This window comes from Streptomyces sp. NPDC090445 (genome assembly GCF_044769385.1).
In the GTDB taxonomy this organism is placed as follows: domain Bacteria; phylum Actinomycetota; class Actinomycetes; order Streptomycetales; family Streptomycetaceae; genus Streptomyces.
The window spans coordinates 89,025-111,966 of record NZ_JBIVXV010000013.1 but is presented as its reverse complement, the minus strand read 5'-3'; the positions used below and the strand labels follow the sequence as shown (position 1 = coordinate 111,966).

2 protein-coding genes are annotated in these 22,942 nt (G+C 75.5%); both read right to left on the bottom strand.

Annotation, left to right across the window (positions count from 1 at the left end; translation table 11 throughout):
- Window positions 1-16: 16 nt before the first annotated feature.
- Entirely contained in the window at window positions 17-14,842 is a 14,826-nt protein-coding gene (locus ACIQUT_RS23775; RefSeq protein WP_403565433.1) for an amino acid adenylation domain-containing protein, read from the bottom strand.
- Complete coding sequence (locus tag ACIQUT_RS23770; protein WP_403565431.1) at window positions 14,839-22,833, bottom strand: amino acid adenylation domain-containing protein; 7,995 nt, start codon at window positions 22,831-22,833, stop codon at window positions 14,839-14,841. The genes ACIQUT_RS23775 and ACIQUT_RS23770 overlap by 4 nt, the downstream gene beginning before the upstream one ends.
- Window positions 22,834-22,942 lie beyond the last annotated feature (109 nt).

Sequence of the window (22,942 nt, the reverse complement as noted above, 5' to 3'; positions counted from 1 at the left end):
GTCGGTGGGGCGGGGCTCATCGGGCCGTCGCGGCCGTCGCGGCCGTCGGCCTGGGCGTCCGGGCGGCGAGGGTGCGGCCGATCACGGCGAGGGCGTCGGGCCGGGCGAGTCCGGCGTGGTCGGTGTCCAGGCGGTGCTCCTCGATGAGGCCGCCGATGTGCGGCTGCCAGAGGGCGGCCGTCAGCGTCGGGTCGGTGCGGTCGCGGGTGGCCGCGAAGAATTCCAGGTCGCCGCCGAAGCGGCCGGGCACGAAGCCCTCCAGGAGGCGGGTGTTGTTGAGGAAGACGGCGACCATGCGGGTGATGGCGTCCTCGTCCAGGCCGGCGAGGGCGCTGCCGGACTCGCGCAGCAGTGCCATGACCTCCGGGCGGCTGAGGGGGCCGTCGCCGAGGGCGGTCCGGTCGACCTGGGCGGCGTTCAGCAGGATGGCCATGACGTCCTGTTCGCCGACCTGGTGCTCGCCGGAGCCGTAGGAGCCGGGGTAGCCGTCGAGGACGGCGAGCAGGGTCACCTCGGCGCCCTCGGCCTCCAGCCGCGAGGCGACGGCGTGTGCGAGGAGTCCGCCGAAGGACCAGCCGAGCAGCTGGTAGGGGCCGTTCGGGGCGGTCTTGCGGATCTGTTCCGCGTAGTCCTGCGCCATCTCGTCGAAGGTCGGCGGGAGCGGTTCGTCCTGGGCAAGTCCCCTGGCCTGGACGGCGTACACGGGCTGGTCGCGGTCGAGGTGGCGCAGCAGGCCGGAGTAGGTCCAGCCGAATCCGCCGGCGGGGTGCAGGCAGAACAGCGGCGGCCGGGTGCCCTCGGCCCGCAGGGGGAGGATGACGCCCAGGGGGTCGGCCGTGGTCTGCGGGCCGTCGGTGCGGGCGGCGAGCGCCGCCACGGTCGGGGCCTCGAAGAGGGTGCGTACGGTCAGCTCGGTGCCGAGGACGGTGTTGATGCGGCCCATCAGCCGGGTCGCCAGCATGGAGTGGCCGCCCAGTTCGAAGAAGCCGTCGTCGATGCCGACCCGTTCGAGGCCGAGTACCTCCGCGAAGAGGCCGCAGAGCAGTTCCTCGCGGGGGTCGCGGGGCAGCCGCCCGGTGCCGGGGCCGGCCCACTGCGGTGCGGGCAGGGCGTCCCGGTCGAGCTTTCCGTTGGGGGTCAGCGGGAGGGTGTCCAGCACGACGAACGCGGACGGGACCATGTAGTCGGGGAGCACGGCCTCCAGGTCCGCGCGGAGCCGGGCCGGGTCGGGTGCGTGGGCGGGGTCGGCCGGCAGGACGTACGCCACCAGGGCGGTGCTGCCGGAGCGGTCGGCGCGGGTGACGACGGCGGCCCGGGCGACCTCCGGGTCCAGCGCGAGGGCGCTCTCCACCTCGCCGGGCTCGATCCGGAAGCCGCGGATCTTCACCTGGTCGTCGGAGCGGCCGAGGAACTCGATCACGCCGTCGGCGGTGTGGCGCGCCAGGTCGCCGGTGCGGTACATCCGGGAGCCCGTGTCGTCGAAGCGGTCGGCGAACGGGTCGGCGACGAACCGCTCCGCGGTGCGTCCGGGCTCTGCCCAGTAGCCGCGGGCGAGGCCGGCGCCGGCGATGTACAGCTCGCCGGGGACGCCGGGGGGCACGGGCTGGAGGCGGGCGTCCAGGACGTAGGCGCGGGTGTTGTCCAGGGGGCGGCCGATCGGCACGAGGTCCGGGACCCGGCCGGCGTCGGTGAACGCGTGCCAGGTGCAGCCGAGGGTGGTCTCGGTCGGGCCGTAGAGCACCTTGACCACGGTGCCCGGGCAGTGCTGCAGGACGCGGCGCACGGCGGTCGGCGGTACGACGTCGCCGCCGGTCCACACCTGGGGGACGCCGGCGAAGGCGTCCGGCGCCTCGTCGGCGACGACCCCGAAGAGGCCGGCCGTCAGGAGCAGGGAGGTGACGCCCTCGTCGGCGACGACCCGGCGCAGCACGGCCGCGTCCAGGTTGCCGGGCGGGGCGACGACGATCCGGCCGCCGGACAGCAGCGGGCTCCACAGTTCGTAGGTGGAGATGTCGAACGCGTACGGGGAGTGCATCAGGACCCGCGCGTCCGGGCCGGGCTCCCAGCAGCGGTCCAGCGCGAGGTCGACGGCGTCGCCGTGGGTGATGCCGATGCCCTTGGGGACGCCGGTGGAGCCGGAGGTGAACATCACGTAGGCGAGCCGGTCGGGCGCGGCCGCGACACCGGGGTCGTGGCCGGGCCAGGCACCGGCGGTGTCCGCGGTCTGCGTGGTCTCCGCGGCATCCGCGGGCTCCGCGTCGACGACGAGGCCGCGGGTGCCCGGGTCGGGCAGGCGGTCCAGCGAGGCGCGGTCGGTGAGCAGCAGGGGGGCGCCGGTCTGGGCGATCACCTGGCGCATCCGCTCGGCGGGGTGTCCGGTGTGCAGGGGGACGTAGACGCCGCCGGCCTTGAGCACCGCGAGGGTGGAGACCACCAGGTCGGCGGAGCGTTCCTGGAGGACGGCCACCGGGGTTTCCGGGCGGACGCCCTCGGCGATCAGCCGGTGCGCGAGCCGGTTGGCCCGGGTGTCGAGTTCGCGGTACGTCAGCCGCTCGGGGCCGGCGGCCACGGCGACGGCGTCCGGGGTGCGGGCGGCCTGCTCGGCGAAGAGGCCGGTCAGGGTGGCCGCGGAGCGGGCCGGCCGGTGGGCGGTGGCGTTCCAGCCGGTCACGGCGCGCTCGTGTTCGGCGTCGTCGAGGATCGGCAGGAGGCCGATCGGCCGGTCCGGTTCGGCGGCGGCGTGCGCCAGCAGCCGTACCAGGCGGTCGGCGAGTGCCTCGGCGGTGGCCGGGTCGAACAGGTCGGTGCGGTACTCCAGCATGGCGTCGATGCCGCCGGGGGTGCCGTCCTCGGCGTGCCGTTCGACCAGGTTGAAGGTGAGGTCGAACTTGGCGGCGCCGAGGTCGACCATCTCGGGGCGGACGGTCACGCCGGGGAGGGACAGGCCGCCCTCCGGGGTGTTCTGGAGCGCGAGGAGGACCTGGAACAGGGGGTGGTGGGCGAGCGACCGCTCCGGGCGGACGGCCTCCACGAGCCGTTCGAAGGGCAGGTCCTGGTGTGCGTAGGCGGCCAGGGCCGTCTCGCGGGCGCGGCCGAGCAGGGCGCGGAAGGTCGGGTCGCCGGAGGTGTCGGTGCGCAGGACCAGGGTGTTGATGAACAGTCCGACGAGGTCGTCGAGCGCGTCGTCGGTGCGGCCGGCGACCGGGGTGCCGATCGGGATGTCGGTGCCGGCGCCGACGCGGGTGAGCAGGGCGGCGAGGCCGGCCTGGAGCACCATGAACAGGCTCGCGCCGTTCTCCCGGGCCAGGGCCAGCAGGTCCCGGTGGAGTTCGGCGGGGAGGGTCCGCAGGATGGCCTCGCCCCGGTTGCCGGCGACGGCCGGGCGGGGCCGGTCGGCGGGCAGGTCGAGCTGTTCCGGCAGCCCGGCCAGGGCCTGCTGCCAGTGGGCGCGCTGGCGGTGCAGCAGGCTGTCCGGGGCGTCCTCGTCGCCGAGCAGTTCGCGCTGCCACAGTGCGTAGTCCGCGTACTGGAGGGCGAGCGGCTCCCAGTCGGGTGCGGCGCCGTCGAGCCGGGCCTGGTAGGCGCGGGTCAGGTCGCGGCCCAGCGGGGCGAGTGACCAGCCGTCGCCGGCGATGTGGTGCAGCAGCAGGAGCAGGACGTGCTCGTCCGGTGCGAGGGTGAACAGGGTGGCGCGCAGCGGCAGTTCACGGGTGAGGTCGAAGCCGTACCGTGCCGCGGCGGCGAGGTCGCCGGGGAGGTCCTGCGGGGTGGTGGCCCGTACCGCGAGGGCGGGGCGGGCGTCGTCCCCGGTGAGGACCTGCTGGTGGGGCGTGCCGTCGTGGTCGGGGAAGACGGTGCGCAGGCTCTCGTGGCGGGCGGTGACGTCGGCGAGGGCGGCGCCGAGGGCGGCCTCGTCGAGCGGGCCGGTGAGGCGGACCGCGACCGGGAGGTTGTAGCTGGGGTCGGGGCCGCCGAGCCGGTTGAGGAACCAGAGCCGGTTCTGTCCGAAGGACAGCGGGACGTGTGCGGGGCGGTCGGCGGCGCGGGGGGCGGGGCGCCGGCCGCGGTCGTCCCGCTGGAGGATGTCGGCGAGGGCGGCGACGGTGGGTGCCTCGAACAGGTCGCGGACGGCGATCTCGGCTCCGAGGACGGTACGGATCCGGCTGGTCAGCCGCGTCGCGAGCAGCGAGTGCCCGCCCAGGTCGAAGAAGTCCTCGTGGATGCCGACCTTGGACAGCCCCAGCACCTCCGCGAACAGCGACGCCAGGATCTCCTGCTGCGGCGTACGCGGCACACCCTGCCCGTCCGCAGACCGGCCCGGCGCCGGCAGCGCCGCCCGGTCCAGCTTCCCGTTCGGCGTCAACGGCAACGCGTCCAGCACCACGAACGACGACGGCACCATGAACGCCGGCAACACCCGCCCCAGCGCGTCACGCAGCACACCCGGATCCGGCACCGCACCCGGCACCGCGACCAGGTAGGCCACCAGCCGCCGCTCCCCCGGACGGTCCTCCCGCGCCAGCACCGCAGCCCGGGCCACCCCCGGCTGCCCCGCCAGCACGCTCTCCACCTCACCCGGCTCGATCCGGAAACCACGGATCTTCACCTGGTGGTCCGCACGACCGGCGAACTCCAGCACACCCGACGCACTCCACCGCGCCAGGTCACCCGTGCGGTACATACGGGTCCCGGGCTCACCGAACGGGTCGGCGACGAACCGCTCCGCGGTCAGACCCGGACGGTTCAGATAACCGCGGGCGACACCCGCACCGGCGAGGTACAGCTCGCCCACCACACCCGGCGGCACCGGACGCAGGAACCCGTCCAGCACGTACAGCCGGGCGTTGTCCACCGGACCGCCGATCGGCACCGGCTCCGGCCACCCACCCGGATCGGCCGGGAGGGTGTGGGTGGTGACGGCGTGGGTCTCGGCGGGTCCGTAGACGTTGTGCATGCGTCGGCCGGGGAGCGTCCGGTACAGCTCGCGGACCTGTTCGCCGGCGGTGAGGGCCTCGCCGCCCTGGAGGATGTCGGTGAGGTCGGGCAGGGTGCTGCCGCGGCGGGCGGCGGCGTCGGCGAGGGCCTCGATGACCAGGTTGGGTGCGAACAGCTCGTTGACCCGGTGCTCCTCCAGCCAGGCGGCGAGCGCGTCGGCGTCGCGGCGGACGGCGTCCGTCGGGACGACCAGGGTCTTGCCCATGACCAGCGGCGAGAGGATCTCCTGGACGGAGAAGTCGAAGCCGATGGCGGTGTACTGGGCGGTGCGCACGCCCGGTCCGCCCGGGAAGCGGGCGGTGTGCCAGGTCAGCAGGTTGGCCAGGCCCGCGTGGGGCATGACGACGGCCTTGGGGCGGCCGGTGGAGCCGGAGGTGTAGATGACGTACGCGGGGTGCGCCGGGGTCAGCGGCGCCGTCCGCTCCGCATCGGTGAGGTTGCCGGCCGGGAGGCCGGCGGACGGTCCGGTGCCGTCGGACGGGTCTAGGCGGTCGAGTCCGTCGGGCAGTCCGTCGCAGGCTCCGGGCACGGTGACGATGCACACCGGTTCCGCGTCGCCCAGCATCTGGGTGATCCGCGCGGCGGGGTACTCGGTGTCCACGGGCAGGTAGGCGGCGCCGGTCTTGAGGACGGCGAGCAGTGCGACGACCAGGTCGACGGAGCGGGGCAGGGCCAGGGCGACGATCTGCTCCGGTCCGGCGCCGCGGGCGACCAGGCGGCGGGCCAGGCGGTTGGCGCGGGCGTTCAGGTCGGCGTAGGTCAGCCGATCACCCTCGTGCACCAGTGCCACATCATCCGGCGTATGCGCCACCTGACGCTCAAGCAGCGCCGGTATGCACTCATCGCTGTGCGCTCCGTTCGTCGTGTTCCAGTCCGTCAGCAGGCGGTGCCGCTCGGCCGGGTCGAGGATGTCGATGCCGCTCAGCGGGCGGTCCGGGTCGGCGGTGACCTGCTCCAGCAGGTGCAGCAGGCGCCGGGTGACGGCCTCGGCGGTGGACCGCTCGAAGAGGTCGGTGCTGAATTCGAGGGCCGCGTCGATCCCGGCGGGGCCGCCGTCGGCGCCGCGGTGCTCGACCATGCTCAGGTGCAGGTCGAACTTGGCGATGCCGACGCCGACCGGTGCCGGCGTCGCGCGCAGTCCGGGCAGGTCGAGCCGGGCCTCGCCGTCGCTGAGGAAGGCCAGCATGACCTGGAACAGCGGGTGGCGGGCGAGGGAGCGCTCCGGGCGGAGCCGTTCGACGAGCTTCTCGAAGGGCAGGTCCTGGTGGGCGTAGGCGGCCAGGTCGCCCTCCCGGACCCGTTCCACGAGTTCGCGGAAGGTCGGGTCGCCGGAGGTGTCGGTGCGCAGGACGAGGGTGTTGACGAAGAACCCGACCAGGTCGTCGAGGGCTTCGTCGGTGCGGCCGGCGATGGGGCTGCCGATCGGGATGTCGGTGCCCGCGCCGTGCTTGGTGAGCAGCTCGGCGAAGGCGGCCTGGAGCACCATGAACAGGCTGGCGCGGGTGTCGGCGGCGAGGGCGAGCAGCCGCCGGTGCAGTGCGGTGGGCACGGTGAACGGGACCTGGTCGCCGCGGTAGCTGATCACGGCCGGGCGGGGGTGGTCCAGCGGGAGTTCGAGCATCTCCGGCAGGTCGGCCAGTGTGCCGGTCCAGTGGTCGAGCTGGCGGGCGTACCGGCTGTCGGGGTCGTTCTCGTCGCCGAGCAGGTCGCGTTGCCACAGGGTGTAGTCCGCGTACTGGACGGGCAGCGGCGCGTGGTCCGGGGCGCGGCCCTCGACGCGGGCCGCGTAGGCCGTGGACAGGTCGCGGGCGAGGGGCCGCCACGACCAGCCGTCGCCGGCGATGTGGTGCAGCACCAGCAGCAGGACGTGCTCGTCCGGTGCCAGCCGGTACAGGGTGGCGCGCAGCGGGAGTTCGGTGGCGAGGTCGAAGCCGAGGCCGGCCTCGGCGGCCATCAGCGCGTCCGCGTCGGCGGCGGTGGTGTCCACCGTGCGCAGGGCGGGGCGGGCCCCGCCGGGCGGGAGGACCATCTGGTGCGGTACGCCGTCGGTCTCCGGGTAGAGGGTGCGCAGGGTCTCGTGGCGGGCGGTCACGTCGGCGAGCGCCTCGGTGAGCGCGGCGGCGTCGAGCTCGCCGGTCAGCCGCAGGCTCATCGGGATGTTGTAGGTCGCGCCCGGTCCTTCCAGGCGGTGCAGGAACCACAGCCGGTACTGGGCGAAGGACAGCGGCAGCGGGCCGGTCCGCTCCAGGGGGAGCAGCGGCGGGCGGACGCCCTGGGCGTTGCCGAGCAGGGTGGCGAGGGCGGCGACGGTCGGCGCCTCGAACAGGTCGCGTACGGCCAGTTCGGTGCCGAGGACGGCGCGGATCCGGCTGAGCAGCCGGGTGGCGAGCAGCGAGTGGCCGCCGAGTGCGAAGAAGTCCCGGTCGATGCCGACCTTGGGCAGGCCGAGGACCTCGGCGAACAGGGTGCTGAGGATCTCCTCGCGCTGGTTGCGCGGGGCCTGGCCGGCGGCGTCGGCGTCCCAGTCGGGGGCGGGCAGCGCGGCGCGGTCGAGTTTGCCGTTGGGGGTGAGCGGCAGGTCGTCGAGGACGACGAACGCGGCGGGGACCATGTGGGCGGGGAGCATCCGCTCGGCGTGGGCCCGGACCTCGGCGGCCAGTTCGTCGCCGCCGTGGGCGCGGCCGGGGTCGTTGGCGAGGGTGGCGAGCGGGGTGCCGGCCGGGGCGGTCGGGCGGTACGGTGCGGCGTCCTCGCCCGTCTCCGGCAGTTCCGCCAGTTCCGTCGGCTGCGGCAGTTCCGGCGGCTCCGGCAGGGTGAACACCACGTCGAGGTCGCCGTCGCGGCCTGCGGACCAGGTGACGGCGGTGCGGTAGCCGAGCCGTTCGCCGAGGGCGTGGAAGTCCTCGGGGTCCGGGAGGCCGGCGGGGGCCGGCTCGTCCAGCCGGGCGAGGGCGGCGGCGGCACCGTCGTCCTGGAGGGCCAGGCGGGCGCGGTTCTCCTGGGCGAGGCGGAGGTTGGGGACGGCGGCGACGCGCAGGCGCGCGGGCCGGCGCTGCTCCAGCAGCGCGGCGAGGGCGTCCGGGCCGGTGCGGTCGGCGTCCCAGTCGAGCGTCTCCTCTGCGCCGGCGGGGGCGGCGGCGGGGGTGCCGGTGCGGAGCACGACGTCGTAGCGGTGGCGGCTCATCTCGTTGTGGTGGCGGCCGCGGCGGACCTCCAGCCCGACGCCGGTGACCGCGGGCGCGGCCGCGGCGAACACGGTGAAGAAGTCGGGGTCGAGCAGCAGCTCCGGCTCGCCGGCGGTGCTCTGGGCGACGGCCCGGCGGACGGCGCCGTCGTCGGCGAAGGCGCCGGCCCGGCGCAGTTCGACGGCGGTGCGGAAGGTGTCCAGCAGCCGGTGGTTGCGGACGTCGCCGACGTAGACGGAGCCGCCGGGGGCGAGGAGGTCCAGGACGCCGGTGAGGACGTCCGCCAGGTAGTCGGCGTTGGGGAAGTACTGCACGACGGAGTTGAGCACGACGGTGTCGAAGAACCCGCGGGGCAGGCCGTCGAGGACGTGTGCGGGCTGGGCCCGCAGTTCGACCTTCCCGGCGAGCTCGGGCATGCGGTCGGCCTGGCCGCGCAGGCGGGCCACCACGGCCGGGGAGATGTCGGTGCCCCAGTACGCCTCGCACTCGCCGGCCAGCGGGGCGAGGATCAGGCCCGAGCCGCAGCCGATCTCCAGGATGCGGCGCGGGCGCAGGGCGCGGATGCGGTCCACGCTGGCGCCCCGCCAGTCGGCCATCTCCTCGGTGGGGATGGCGGTGTTGGTGTAGCTGCTGTTCCAGCCGGCGAAGTCGTCGCCGAAGGTGCCGGTCAGCTCGCCGTAGTGCTCGTCGTAGGTCTCCTGCCAGCTGTCGAGCTGGCTCTGCTCGCGGCCCGGGTCGCGGCCGTCGGCGGGGGTGTCGGCCTCGGCGGGGACCAGGTAGGCGACGAGGCGGCGGTCGTCCTCGTGCCGGGCGGCGATGACGGCGGCGCGTTCGACCGCCGGGTGGGCGGCGAGCGCGGCCTCGACCTCGCCGGGTTCGATGCGGAAGCCGCGGATCTTCACCTGGTGGTCGGTGCGGCCGGCGAACTCCAAGTCGCCGTCGGCGCGCCGGCGCGCCAGGTCGCCGGTGCGGTACATGCGGGTGCCGGGCGCGCCGAACGGGTCGGCGACGAACCGCTCCGCGGTCAGGCCGGGCCGGTTGCGGTAGCCGCGGGCGAGGCCGCCGCCGGCCAGGTACAGCTCGCCGACCACGCCGGGCGGTACGGGCTGGAGCAGTGCGTCGAGGACGTAGACGCGGGCGTTGGGGACGGGCCGGCCGATCGGCGGTACGACGGTGCCGGCGAGGGGGGCGCTGATGGTGGTGCAGACCGCGGCCTCGGTGGGCCCGTAGGCGTTGGTCATCCGGCGGCCGGCGGACCAGCGTCCGACCTGGTCGGGGGAGGTGGCCTCGCCGGCGACGACGAGGTCCGCGCCGGGCGGCAGGGCGCCGTCGGCGAGGACCGCGAGGGCGGTCGGCGGGAGGGTGAGGAAGGTGGTGCCGGTCCGGGCGACGAGCTCGGCCAGGGCGGGGCCGGGCTGGAGCTGCTCGGCCGGTGCGACCACGAGGGCGGAGCCGGACAGCAGGGCGAGGGTGATCTCCCACAGGGCGGCATCGAAGCTGATCGACGCGAACTGCAGGACCCTGCTGCCGGGGCCGAGGCCGAACTCCTCGATCAGCGGGACGAGGACGGACGCCACGCTGCGGTGCGGGACGGGCACGCCCTTGGGCAGGCCGGTGGAGCCGGAGGTGTAGATGACGTAGGCGGGGTGCAGCGGGTGCAGGGGCGCGGTGCGCTCGGCGTCGGTGAGGTCGTGGCCGGGGACGCCGTCGAGGCTGACCTGGTCGACCGGCAGCTGCGGTACGCCGCCGGGCAGGCCGGCCGCGACGGAGGTGTCGGTGAGGACGAGCGCGGGGGCGCCGTCCTTGAGCAGGTAGGCGATCCGCTCGGCCGGGTAGGCGGGGTCGACCGGCAGGTAGGCGGCGCCGGTCTTCAGCACGGCGAGGATCGAGACGATCAGGTCGGCGGAGCGGGGCAGGGCCAGGGCCACCACCTGCTCCGGGCCGATGCCCCGTGCGGCGAGCAGCCGGGCGAGCCGGTTGGCCCGGGTGTTCAGGTCGGCGTAGCGGGTCTGCGTGCCGTCCCAGACCAGGGCGACGGCGTCGGGGTGCTCGGCGGCGCGGGCCTGGAACAGCTCCGGCCAGGTGGCGTCGGCGCCGGGGCGGGCGGTGTCGTTCCAGGTGTGGAGGATCCGGTGGCGTTCGGCGGGGTCGAGGATGGCCACGCGGCCGATCGGCTGGTCGGGGTCGGCGGCGACCGACTCCAGGAGGGCGGCGAGCCTGGCCCCGAGGGCCTCCACGGTGGCCTGCTCGAACAGGTCGGTGCTGAACTCCCAGTCGCCGCGCAGCGACCGGCGGCCGTCGGCGTGCCGTTCCTCGGCCACGGCCAGGGCCAGGTCGAACTTGGCGAAGCCGACGCGGACCGGTTCGTGGACGACGTCGAGGCCGGGCAGGACGGGCTGTGCGGTGGGCATGCTCTGGAAGGCCAGCAGCACCTGGAACAGCGGGTTGCGGGCGAGTGAGCGCTGCGGGTTGAGGGTCTCGACGAGTTTCTCGAAGGGCAGGTCCTGGTGGGCGTAGGCGGCCAGGTCGGTGGCGCGGGTGCGGGCCACGAGTTCGCGGAAGGTCGGGTCGCCGGAGGTGTCGGTACGCAGGACCAGGGTGTTGACGAAGAACCCGACGAGGTCGTCGAGGGCTTCGTCGGTGCGGCCGGCGATGGGGCTGCCGATCGGGATGTCGGTGCCGGCGCCGTGCTTGGTGAGCAGGGCGGCGAACGCGGCGTGCAGGACCATGAACAGGCTGGCGTCGCAGGACCGGGCCAGGGCGGTGAGCCGCTCGTGCAGGTCGGGCCCGAGGTGGAAGGGGACGGTGCGGCCGTGGTGGCCTGCGGTGGCCGGGCGGCTGTGGTCGGTGGGCAGTTCCAGCTGCTCGGGGGCGCCGGCGAGGGCCCGGGCCCAGTGGTCGAGCTGGCGGGCGCCGAGGCTGTCGGGGTCGTCCGGCGAGCCGAGCATCTCCTGCTGCCAGAGGGTGTAGTCGGCGTACTGGACCGGGAGGGGCTCCCAGTCGGGGGCGGCGCCGTCCCGGCGGGCGGCGTAGGCGCGGGTCAGGTCGCGGGTGAGGGGGGCGAGCGACCAGCCGTCGCCGGCGATGTGGTGCAGCAGCAGGAGCAGGACGTGCTCGTCCGGTGCGAGGGTGAACAGGGTGGCGCGCAGGGGCGGTTCGGCGGTGACGTCGAACTCGTGGCGGGCGGCCTCGGCCAGCATCTCGGCGAGTCCGGCCTCGTCGGCGGGGACGACGGCGAGCCCGGGCTCGGCCTGGTGCGGTGCGAGGACGTGCTGGTGGGGCCTGCCGTCGGCGCTGGGGTAGACGGTGCGCAGGCTCTCGTGGCGGTGCGTCAGGTCGGTGAGGGCCTGCTGCAGTGCCTGCTGGTCCAGTTCGCCGCGCAGGCGCAGGGCGAGCGGGATGTTGTAGGTGGAGTTGGGTCCTTCCAGGCGGTTGAGGAACCACAGGCGCCGCTGGGCGAAGGACAGCGGGACGTGTGCGGGGCGGTCGGCGGCGCGCAGGGCGGTGCGGACCTCGCGGGCCTCGTCCAGGGTTTCGGCGAGGGCGGCGACGGTGGGTGCCTCGAACAGGTCGCGGACGGCGATCTCGGCTCCGAGGACGGTACGGATCCGGCTGGTCAGCCGCGTCGCGAGCAGCGAGTGCCCGCCCAGGTCGAAGAAGTCCTCGTGGATGCCGACCTTGGACAGCCCCAGCACCTCCGCGAACAGCGACGCCAGGATCTCCTGCTGCGGCGTACGCGGCACACCCTGCCCGTCCGCAGACCGGCCCGGCGCCGGCAGCGCCGCCCGGTCCAGCTTCCCGTTCGGCGTCAACGGCAACGCGTCCAGCACCACGAACGACGACGGCACCATGAACGCCGGCAACACCCGCCCCAGCGCGTCACGCAGCACACCCGGATCCGGCACCGCACCCGGCGCCGCGACCAGGTAGGCCACCAGCCGCCGCTCCCCCGGACGGTCCTCCCGCGCCAGCACCGCAGCCCGGGCCACCCCCGGCTGCCCCGCCAGCACGCTCTCCACCTCACCCGGCTCGATCCGGAACCCACGGATCTTCACCTGGTGGTCCGCACGACCGGCGAACTCCAGCACACCCGACGCACTCCACCGCGCCAGGTCACCCGTGCGGTACATACGGGTCCCGGGCTCACCGAACGGGTCGGCGACGAACCGCTCCGCGGTCAGACCCGGACGGTTCAGATAACCGCGGGCGACACCCGCACCGGCGAGGTACAGCTCGCCCACCACACCCGGCGGCACCGGACGCAGGAACCCGTCCAGCACGTACAGCCGGGCGTTGTCCACCGGACCGCCGATCGGCACCGGCTCCGGCCACCCACCCGGATCGGCCGGGAGTTCGACACCGGTCATCACGTGGGTCTCGGCCGGGCCGTAGTGGTTGTGCAGGCGCCGCCCGGGCAGGGCCGCGCAGAAGTCGCGGACGCGCGGGCCGGCGGTGAGCGCCTCTCCGGCCTGGGCGAGGTGCCGCAGGTCGGGCAGGGTGCGGCCGTGCTCGGCGGCGGCCTCGGCGAGCGCCTCGATGACCAGGTTGGGCGCGTACAGCTCGTTGACCCGGTACTCCTCCAGCCACGCGGCGAACGCGGCGGCGTCGCGGCGTACCGCGTCGGTGGGGACGGCGAGGGTGGCGCCGTACAGCAGGGCGGAGAGGATCTCCTGGGCGGCCACGTCGAAGCTGAGCGAGGAGAACTGCGCGACGGTGGTGCCGGCGTCGGCGGGGATCTCCCGGCGGTGCCAGGCGAGCAGGTTGACGACGGCGGCGCCGGGCATGACGACGGCCTTGGGGCGGCCGGTGGAGCCGGAGGTGTAGATGACGTACGCGGGGTGGGCCGGCGTCAGCGGCGCCGTCCGCTCGGCATCGGTGAGGTTGCCGTCGGGGAGGCCGGAGAGGTCCTGGGCGAGGTCTTCGGCGAGGTCGTCCTCGGTGAGGACCAGGGCCGGACGGGCGTCCTCCAGCATGGCGGCGATCCGGTCGGCCGGGTACTCGGGGTCGATGGGCAGGTAGGCGGCGCCGGTCTTGAGCACGGCCAGCACGGCGACGTACAGGTCGACGGAGCGGGGCAGGCGCAGCGCGACGGTCCGCTCCGGTCCGGCGCCGCGGGCGGCCAGCCGGCGGGCGAGCCGGTTGGCGCGGCTGTTCAGGTCGGCGTAGTCGAGGGTGCGGTCCTCGAAGGCGAGGGCGGTGGCCTGCGGGGTCCGGGCGGCCTGCTCCTCGAACAGCTCGGGCAGGGTGCGGTCGGACACGGCGCGGCCGGTCGCGTTCCAGCCCTCGACGACCTGGTGGTGCTCGGCGGCGGAGAGCAGTTCGAGCCTGCCCACCGGGCGGTCGGGGTCGGCGGCGAAGCCGGCGAGGAGCTGCTCCAGCCGCTCCAGCAGGGTGCGGGCGCCGGCGGCGTCCAGCACGTCGGCGCGGTGGTCGAGGCGGAAGCGGATCCGCTCGCCCGGGATGGCGAGCAGGGTCAGGGCGAAGTGGGTGGCGTCGCCGACCTGGAAGTCGGCCAGCCGCAGGCCGCGGCTCTCGGCGCGCAGGACGGCCGGGTCGAGCGGGTAGTTCTCGAACACGACTGCGGAGTCGAAGAGTTCGCCGTGGCCGGCGGTCCGCTGGATCTCGGCGAGCGACATGTGCCGGTGGTCGATGAGTGCGGCCTGCTCGCGCTGGACCCGGGCGAGCAGGCCGGCGAACGGCTCGGCGGGGCGCAGTGCCACGCGGACCGGCAGGGTGTTGATGAACATGCCGATGGTGGACTCGATGCCGGGGATCTCCGGCGGGCGGTTGGCCATGGTCGCGCCGAGGACCACGTCGTCGCGGCCCAGCAGGTGGCCGACCAGCACCGCCCAGGCGCCCTGCACGACGGTGTTCAGGGTCAGGCCGCGGGAGCGGGCGGCGGCGGCCAGCGCGGCCGACGCGGGGGCGTCCAGCTCGTACCAGAGCTGGCCGGGCAGCTCTCCCGAGGCGGCTGTGTCCCGGCCGGACCTGCCGTCCCTGCCGTCCCGGCCGGACCGGCCGGACCTGCCGACCAGGGTCGGGGCTTCCAGGCCCGCCAGGTAGCCGCGCCACGCCTCGCGGGCGGCGTCCTGGTCGCGTCCGGCCAGCCAGGCCAGGTAGGTGCGGTACGGCGGTGCGGCGGGCATGCCGCGGTCGTCGCCGCCGCGTTCGTACAGCTGGAACAGCTCGCGCACCATCAGCGGCATCGACCAGCCGTCCATCAGGAGGTGGTGGGTGGTCAGCACGAGGGTGTGGTGGTCGGGGCCGAGCGCGGCCAGGCCCAGGCGCAGCAGCGGCGGCCTGGCGGGGTCGAAGCGGCGGGCGCGGTCCTCGGCGACGAACCGGGCGAGCGCGTCCTCGCGGGCGGCCGGGTCGAGGGCGGTGAGGTCGAGCTCCTGCCATTCCGGTTCGACGTGGTGCGGCACGAACTGGACGGGCTGGTCCATGTCCTGCTGCCAGAAGCCGGCCCGCAGGTTGGGGTGGCGGCGCAGCAGGCCCTGGACGGCGGCCCGCAGGCCGTCCGTGTCGAGCGGGCCGCGCAGTTCGAGGACCATCTGGACGTTGTAGACGTCCACCCCGTCCCGGTCGTACTGGACCTGGAACAGGAGCCCCTCCTGAAGCGGCGACAGCGGCAGGACGTCGGCGAGGCCGTTGTGCATCATCGGGCAACCTTCCACATGGCTTCGAGTCGGTCGATCTGGGCCTGGTTCAGGGAGACCAGGGAGAGGTCGGACGGGGTGTGCCCGCCGGCGTCGGGGCGCTCGGCGTGGGCGGTCAGGGCTTCCAGGGCGCGGAACCAGCCCTGTCCGAGGTCGCGTACGGAGTCCTCGTCCAGGAGGTGGCTCGGCCAGCTCCAGGTGGCGGTCAGGCGGGGGCCGCCGGGGCCGTCCAGGGTGAGGGCGTTCACCTCGACGCCGTGGGCCATCGGCAGCCCGGGGTCGGTGCCCTCGCCGAGGGATTCGGCGTCGGGGGTGACGGTCCATTCGGCGGCCGGCCCGCCCGGCTCCTGGAAGCGGCCCAGGTAGTTGAAGCCGAGGTCGGGCGTCGGCAGTGCGGCCAGGAGCGGCGCGGTGCCGGCGTTCAGGTGGCGCAGGAGGCCGTGGCCGAGGCCGCCGTCGGGGAGTGCCCGCAGCTGTTCCTTGACGCGCTTGACGGCCTGTCCGGCCGCGGGGCCGCCGGACAGCGCGTCGCGGCGGTCGAGCGGGCCGACGTCGAGGCGTACGGGGTAGAGGCTGGTGAACCAGCCGACGGTGCGGGACAGGTCGGCGCCGCTGTCACCCGGTTCGCGGCCGTGGCCCTCCAGGTCGAGCAGGACGGCCGGGGCGTCGCCGAGGCCGCGGCGGGCCCGCCAGTCGGCGACGGCCAGCGCGAAGGCGGTGAGCAGGACGTCGTCGACCTTGGCGTGGAACGTGGCGGGCACGGTGGTGAGCAGGGGTTCGGTGGCGGCCGCCGGGAGGGTCAGGGTGAGGCTGCGTGCGGTGGCGGCGGTGTCGCGGGCGGGGTCGAGCGGCCGGTCGGTGACCGGCAGGGCGGGCGCCGCCAGACGGCTGGTCCACAGGTCGAGTTCGGCGGTGCGGGCGGGGCGGGCGGCCTCGGCGGCCAGGTGCCGGGCCCAGCTGCGGAAGGAGGTCCCGGCGGGGGCCGGGCGCGGGGCGGTGTCCCCGGTCGCGGCCTGCCAGGCGGCCTGCAGGTCGGGCAGCAGGATGCGCCAGGACACGCCGTCGACCACCAGGTGGTGGAGGGTGAGCAGCAGGCGTCCGGGCCGGTCCGGGCCGGCGTCGAACCAGACGGCCTGTCCCATCACGCCCGACCAGGGGTCGAGCCGGCTGCGGGCGGCGGCCGCCTCGGCGGTGATCAGGGCGCGCAGGGCCTCGTCGGTGTGGCCGGCGGTGTCGACCCTGCGGGCCCAGGCGCCGGCGGTGCCGCCGCCGGGCGGGTCGATGCGCATCCGCCAGCCGCTGTCCGGGTCGGCGGACAGGACGGCGCGCAGCATGTCGTGCTGGTCGGCGAGGGTGCGCAGGGCGGTGGCGAGGTGCTGCTCGCCGAGCCCGGCCGGCACCCGGACGAGCAGGGACTGGCTGAACGCCTCGACGGGGCCGCCGCGTTCGCGCAGCCAGTGCATGACCGGGGTGAGCGGTACGTCGCCCCAGGCCTGGTCGTCCGCCGGTGCGGTGCCGGGGGCCGGCTCGGCGTCGGCCGTCGCGGTCGCGACGGCGGCCAGGGCGGCGACGGTCTTGTGTTCGAAGACCTGGGCGGGCGAGAGCAGCAGGCCGGACCGGCGGGCCCGGCCGACCAGCTGGATCGCCATGATGCTGTCGCCACCGAGGTCGAAGAAGCTGTCGTGGGTGCCGACCTGCTCCAGGCCGAGCACGTCGGCGAACAGGCCGGCGAGCAGTTCCTCGCGGGGGTTGGCCGGGGCCCGGTGGTCGCCTGCGGGGGCGAACTCGGGGACGGGCAGCTGTCGGCGGTCGAGTTTGCCGTTGGGGGTCAGCGGCAGCCGGTCGAGCAGGACGACTGCGGCCGGGACCATGTAGTCGGGCAGGGACGCGGCGACGTGCCGGCGCAGTTCGCCGGCGTCGGCCGCGGCTGCGGCGGCCGGCACCACGTAGGCGGTGACCCGCTTGTCGCCGGGGCGGTCCTCGCGCACCAGTACGGCGCTCTGCGCGACGGCGGGGTGGCGGCCGAGGACGGACTCGATCTCGCCGAGTTCGATGCGGAAGCCGCGGACCTTGACCTGGTGGTCGGCGCGGCCGAGGAATTCGAGGATGCCGTCGGCGCGGCGGCGCACCAGGTCGCCGGTGCGGTACATGCGGGCGCCGGGCGTGCCGGACGGGTCGGCGACGAACCGTTCGGCGGTGGCGTCGGGGCGGCCGAGGTAGCCGCGGGCGAGGCGGGCGCCGCCGATGTAGAGCTCGCCGGTGACTCCCGGCGGCACCGGGCGCAGCCGCTCGTCGAGGACGTGGCAGGTGGTGTTGTCGAGCGGGCTGCCGATCGGGACGGTGGTCTCCTCGGTCCACGGGGCGCGCATGAAGTGGTGGGTGGCGAAGGTCGTGGTCTCGGTCGGGCCGTAGCCGTCGACGACCAGCGTGTCCGGGGAGGCGGCCAGGACCCGGGTGACGGCCGCGGGCGACACCACGTCGCCGCCGGTCCACACCTCGCGCACGCCGCGGAAGCATTCGGAGCTCTCCTCGGCGAGCAGGTTGAACAGCCCGGAGGTGAGCCACATGCCGGTGACCCGGCCGCGGGTGACGGCCTCGCGGAGGGCGGCGCTGTCGAGGTCCCCGGGCGGGGCGACCACGACGGTCCCGCCGGACAGCAGCGGCACCCACAGCTCGTACTGGGAGGTGTCGAACGAGTACGGGGAGTGCAGCAGCACCCGCTGCTGGTTGCCGGTGCGCCAGCAGCGGTCGGCGGCGAGCACGGCGACGTCGCGGTGGGTGATGGCGACGCCCTTGGGCGTGCCGGTGGAGCCGGAGGTGTACATCACGTACGCCAGCCGGTCGGGGTGGCTCGGGACGGCCGCCGCAGGGGCGGGCGCCGGCGCGGGTGCGGGCGCCGCCGCGGTCGCGGTCGCGGGGTCGTCCACGACGACCACCTCGGCCTGTCCGGCCCACTCGTGGCAGCGGTGCCCCGTGTGCGCGGCCCGGTCGGTCAGCAGGACGCGGGCCCCGGCCATGGTCATGATCTGGCTCATCCGGGAGGCCGGGTTGCGGTGGTTGAGCGGGACGTAGAAGCCGCCGGCCCGCAGTACGGCCAGCAGGGACACGACCAGGTCCGCGGAGCGTTCCTGGAGTACGGCGACGGGGCTCTCCGGGCCGATGCCGAGGGCGGTCAGCCGGGCGGCGAGGGCGCCGGCCCGGGCGTCCAGCTGGGCGTAGGTCAGCTCGGTGCCGCCGGCCACGACGGCCGTCGCGTCGGGGGTGCGGCGCGCCTGGGCGGTGAACAGCTCGGCGAGGCCGGTGTCCGGGACGGGGGCGGCGGTGTCGTTCCAGCGGCGCAGCTGGTCCCGCTCGGCGTCGTCGACCAGGTCGAACCGGCTGATCGGCAGTTCGGGGCCGGCGGCCGCGGCCTGCAGCAGGGCCAGCAGCCGGCGGGCGACGGCCTGCGCGGTCGCGGGGTCGAACAGGTCGAGGTCGAATTCGAGGTCGCCGTGGATGCCGTCGGGGGCGCCCGCGTCGTCGCGGTGCTCGACCAGGTTGAAGGTGAGGTCGAACTTGGCCACGCCGAAGTCGACCGGTTCGCGGTGCACGGCGAGTCCGGCCAGCCGCGGCCGGGCCTCGGACTCCTGGTACGAGAGCACCACCTGGAACAGCGGGTGCCGGGCGGCGGAGCGGGCGGGCTGGAGGCGTTCCACCACGCGGTCGAAGGGCACGTCCTGGTGGGTGTAGGCGGCCAGCGCGGTGGTGCGTACGCGGGTGAGGAGTTCGGCGAAGGCGGGGTCTCCGGAGGTGTCGGCGCGGACCACGACGGGGTTGACGAAGAAGCCGACGAGCCCGTCGAGGGCCTCCTCGTCCCGGCCGGCGGTCGGGCAGCCGATCGGGACGTCGGTGCCGGCGCCGAGCCGGGTGAGCAGTGCGGCCAGGGCGGCCTGGAGGACCATGTGGACGGTGGCGCCGCCGGTGCGGGCGAGCCGGTCGAGCTGCGCGTGCAGGCCCGGGTCGACGATCAGCGGCACCGAGCCGCCGCGGTGCCGGGCGACCGGCGGGCGGGGGCGGTCGTAGGGGAGCTGGAGCTGGTCGGGCAGCCCGGCGAGCGCGCTGTTCCAGTGGTCGAGCTGGCGGGCGCCGAGGGAGGCCGGGTCGCTCTCGTCGCCGAGCAGTTCGCGCTGCCAGAGCGCGAAGTCCCGGTAGGTGACGGGCAGCGGCTCCCGGCGGGGTGCGGTGCCCGTGGAGCGGGCGTCGTAGGCGGCGGCGAGGTCGCCGAAGAGCGGGCGCAGCGACCAGCCGTCCCCGGCGATGTGGTGCAGCACCAGCAGCAGGACGTGCTCGTGGGGGGCCAGGGTGAACAGGTGGGCGCGCAGCGGGATCTGCGTGTCGAGGTCGAACGGTTCGCGGGCGGCCGCGGTGAGGGCCTGCGCCAGCTCCGGCTCGGCCACCTCGGTCTCGGACAGCCACGGCGGGACCTCGTCGAGCGGCAGCACCCGGGGCAGCGGGCCGTCCGGTCCGGCCGGGCAGACGGTGCGCAGGGTGTCGTGGCGGCCGATCAGGTCGCCGAGGGCGGCGTGCAGCGCGGCGCGGTCCAGGGTGCCGGTGAGCCGCAGCGCCAGCGGCATGTTGTACGTCGGGGCGCGGCCCTCGACCTCGCGGATCACCCACATGCGCTGCTGGGCGGGCGAGAGGACGGCCGGTCCGTCCGGGTCGCCGACGGGCCGCAGCCGCGGGCGGGCGGTGGCGGCGCCCCGGGCGAGCCGGGCGAGTCCGGCGGGGGTGGGCCGGTCGAAGAGGTCCTGGATGGTCAGCTCGACGCCGAGTTCGCTGCGGGCGGCGGAGAGCAGCCGGTTGGCGATCAGCGAGTGCCCGCCGAGGGCGAAGAAGTCGTTGCCCGGTCCGACCTCGGGCACGCCCAGGACGCGTGCGAACAGGCCGCACAGCAGTTCCTCCAGCGGCCCGGCGGCAGCTCCCTGCACGCCTTCCGCCGCGGCGGCGGCCGGGGCGGGCAGGGCGGCGCGGTCGAGCTTGCCGTTGACGGTGAGCGGAATCGCGTCGAGCGGGGTGAACGAGGCCGGCAGCTGGTGGGCGGGCAGTACGGCGGCGAGCTCGCGGCGCCAGGCGGCCGGGTCGGCCGGTACGCCGTCGGCCGGGACGGCGTACGCCGCGAGCCGCCGGTCGCCCGGGGTGTCCTCGCGGACGGTCACCGCGGCGTGGGCCACCGAGGGCAGTGCGGCGAGCGCCGCCTCGATCTCGCCGAGTTCGATGCGGAACCCGCGGATCTTCACCTGGTGGTCGCCGCGGCCGACGTACTCCAGGGTGCCGTCGGCGCGGCGGCGGACCAGGTCGCCGGTGCGGTACATGCGTGCGCCGGTGTCGTCGGCGGGCGCGAAGGGGTCGGCGACGAACCGCTCGGCGGTGAGGGCGGGGCGGCCGAGGTAGCCGCGGGCGAGGCCGGGACCCGCGACGTACAGCTCGCCGGTGACGCCCGGCGGTACGGGGCGCAGCGCGCCGTCCAGCACGTGGGCGCGGAGGTCCGCGAGGGGTGCGCCGACGGCGCCGGGGGCGCCGTCCGGTCCGTCGAGGGCGGTGTGGGTGACGTGCACGGTGGTCTCGGTGATCCCGTACATGTTGGACAGCACCGCGGTGTGGCCGTGGCGCTCGTACCAGCCGCCGAGCCGGGACGCGTCCAGGGCCTCGCCGCCGAAGACGACGTGCCGCAGGGCGGGCAGGGCGGTGGGCCGCGGCCGCTCCCGGTCGGCCTCGATCAGCTGGTGGAAGGCGGACGGCGTCTGGTTGAGCACGGTGACCCGCTGCTCGGCCAGCAGGTCGAGGAAGGCCCCGGGGGAACGGCTGACGGAGTACGGGACGACGACCAGGCGGCCGCCGTGCAGCAGCGGGCCCCAGATCTCCCACACGGAGAAGTCGAAGGCGTAGGAGTGGAACAGCGTCCACACGTCCGCCGGGCCGAAGCCGAAGTGCCGCTGCGCGGCGGTGAACAGCCGCACCACGTTGTGGTGGGTGACGACCACGCCCTTGGGCCGGCCGGTGGAGCCGGAGGTGTAGATGACGTACGCGGGGTGGCGGGGGTCGTGCTCCGTGCGCGGGGCGGTGTCCGGCAGGCCGGCCTGCGGCTCGTCGTCGAGGAGGACCAGGGCCGTGCCGTCGGGGGCGGTGACCGGGGCGGCGGCCGTCGCGACGATCACGGACGGGCCGGCGTCGGCCAGCATGTACGCCAGCCGCTCGGCCGGGTAGTCCGGGTCCAGCGGCAGGTAGGCGGCGCCGGTCTTGACCACCGCGAGCAGGGCGACGACCAGGTCGGCGGAGCGCGGCAGGGCGAGGGCGACGGTCCGCTCGGGGCCGGCGCCTCGGGCCGTGAGCAGGTGGGCGAGGCGGTTGGCCCTGGCGTCGAGTTCGCGGTAGGTGAGCTGCCGGTCGCCGTCGACGACGGCGACGGCCTCCGGGGTGCGGGCGGCCTGCGCCTCGAACAGGGCGGGCAGCACGGCGGGACGGTCCGGGACGGCCGGCTCGGCGGCGGACAGCTCGGAGGCGGACAGCTCGGAGGCGGCCTGCGCGGGGGCGGCCTGCGCGGCGGCCTGCGGGGCGGCCTGCGGGGCGGCCTGCGGGTGCTCGCCCGGGGCGAGGACGTCCAGTCGGCCGCTGGGCAGCGCCGGGTCGGCGGTGGCGAAGGACTCCAGCAGGGCGGTGAGGCGGGCCAGGTGGGCGGCGACCTCCTCCTCGCGGTGGCGCAGGGCGTCGGCTTCGACGTCGATCCGCAGTCCGGCGCCGCCGGGGCGCTCGTACACCGAGAACTTGAGGTCCTCGACGGGGCCGGTCGACACCGGGTGGACCTGCGCCTCGGTGCCTTCGAAGTCCAGGCCGTGGTCGAACGGCATGATGTTGGCGACGATCGAGTGCAGGGGGCGGTCCTGCGCCAGCAGCCCCAGTTCGCGGCGGAGTTCGGCGTACGGGTAGCCCTGGTGGCGCAGCACCTCGGCGACCCGGTCGCGGACCTCGGCGACCAGGCCGGTGAGGTCGGTGCCGGGCCGGGCGGGCACCCGCAGCGGCGGCACGTTGGCGAGCATGGCGGGGGTGCGGCGGGCCGTGCCGGAGCGCCGGTTGGTGACCGGGAGCCCCAGCACGGCCTCCCCGGCGCCGGTCAGGCGCCGGGCGTAGAGGGCGACGGCGGCCAGCGCGGCCACCTGCCAGCCGGTCTGCGCGGTGCGGGCGAGCGCGTCCAGGCCCTCCCGGACGGCCGCCGGCAGGAACACCGTGCGGCGCAGCGGCGCGGCACCGCCTTCGGCGGCCGCCGGGGCGTCGTCGCGGACGCCGGGGCCGGTGCCGAGTCCGGTGCCGGTGCCGGTGCCGGTGCTCAGGGTGGGTGCCTCCGGGCGGTCCGCCCAGGAGGTGAGCCAGTACGCGCGGTCGCGGGCGTGGCCGCGCGACGCGCGGTAGGCGCTCTCGGCCTCGACCAGGGCGGCAAGGTCGTCCGCCTCGGCCGGCGTGCCCGCGCCGTTGTACGCGTCGGCGACGCGCCGGGCCACCAGGCGCAGCCCGTAGCCGTCGAGCAGCAGGTGGTGGACCTGCTGGAACCAGCGGTGGCGGCCGGGGCCGAGGGTGAACAGGACCTGGTCGAAGAGCGGTCCTTCGCCGTCGACCGCCGTCGGGGCGGCCAGCTGCCGGCGGATCAGGCCGTCGGCGGCGGCCTCCGGGTCGGGTTCGGCGCTGACGTCGACGTGGCGCAGCTCCCAGGCCAGCTCGTCCGCGGGGACGACCCGCTGGCGGACCTCGCCGTCGGCGCGGGTGTGGAAGCGCAGCCGCAGGGCCTCGGTGGCCTCGACCGCGGCGCGCACGGCCGCGGTGAACCGCCCGGCGTCCAGCGGGCCCGTCAGATCGACGTACTCGCCGGTGTTGAACGCCGTGCTGTGCGGGTCCCTGGCCTGGGCGAACCAGACACCGAGCTGTGCGTCGGTGAGGGCCATGGACGCGACCTTGGCACCACTCATCTCTTCCCCTCCTGTCGAGCCGGCCGCCGCGGCCCGACGGGCCGGGGGCAGGCGCAGCCGACCACCTGGGGTCGACGAGATCGAAATGCATGCTGGCCCGGGCGCTTGA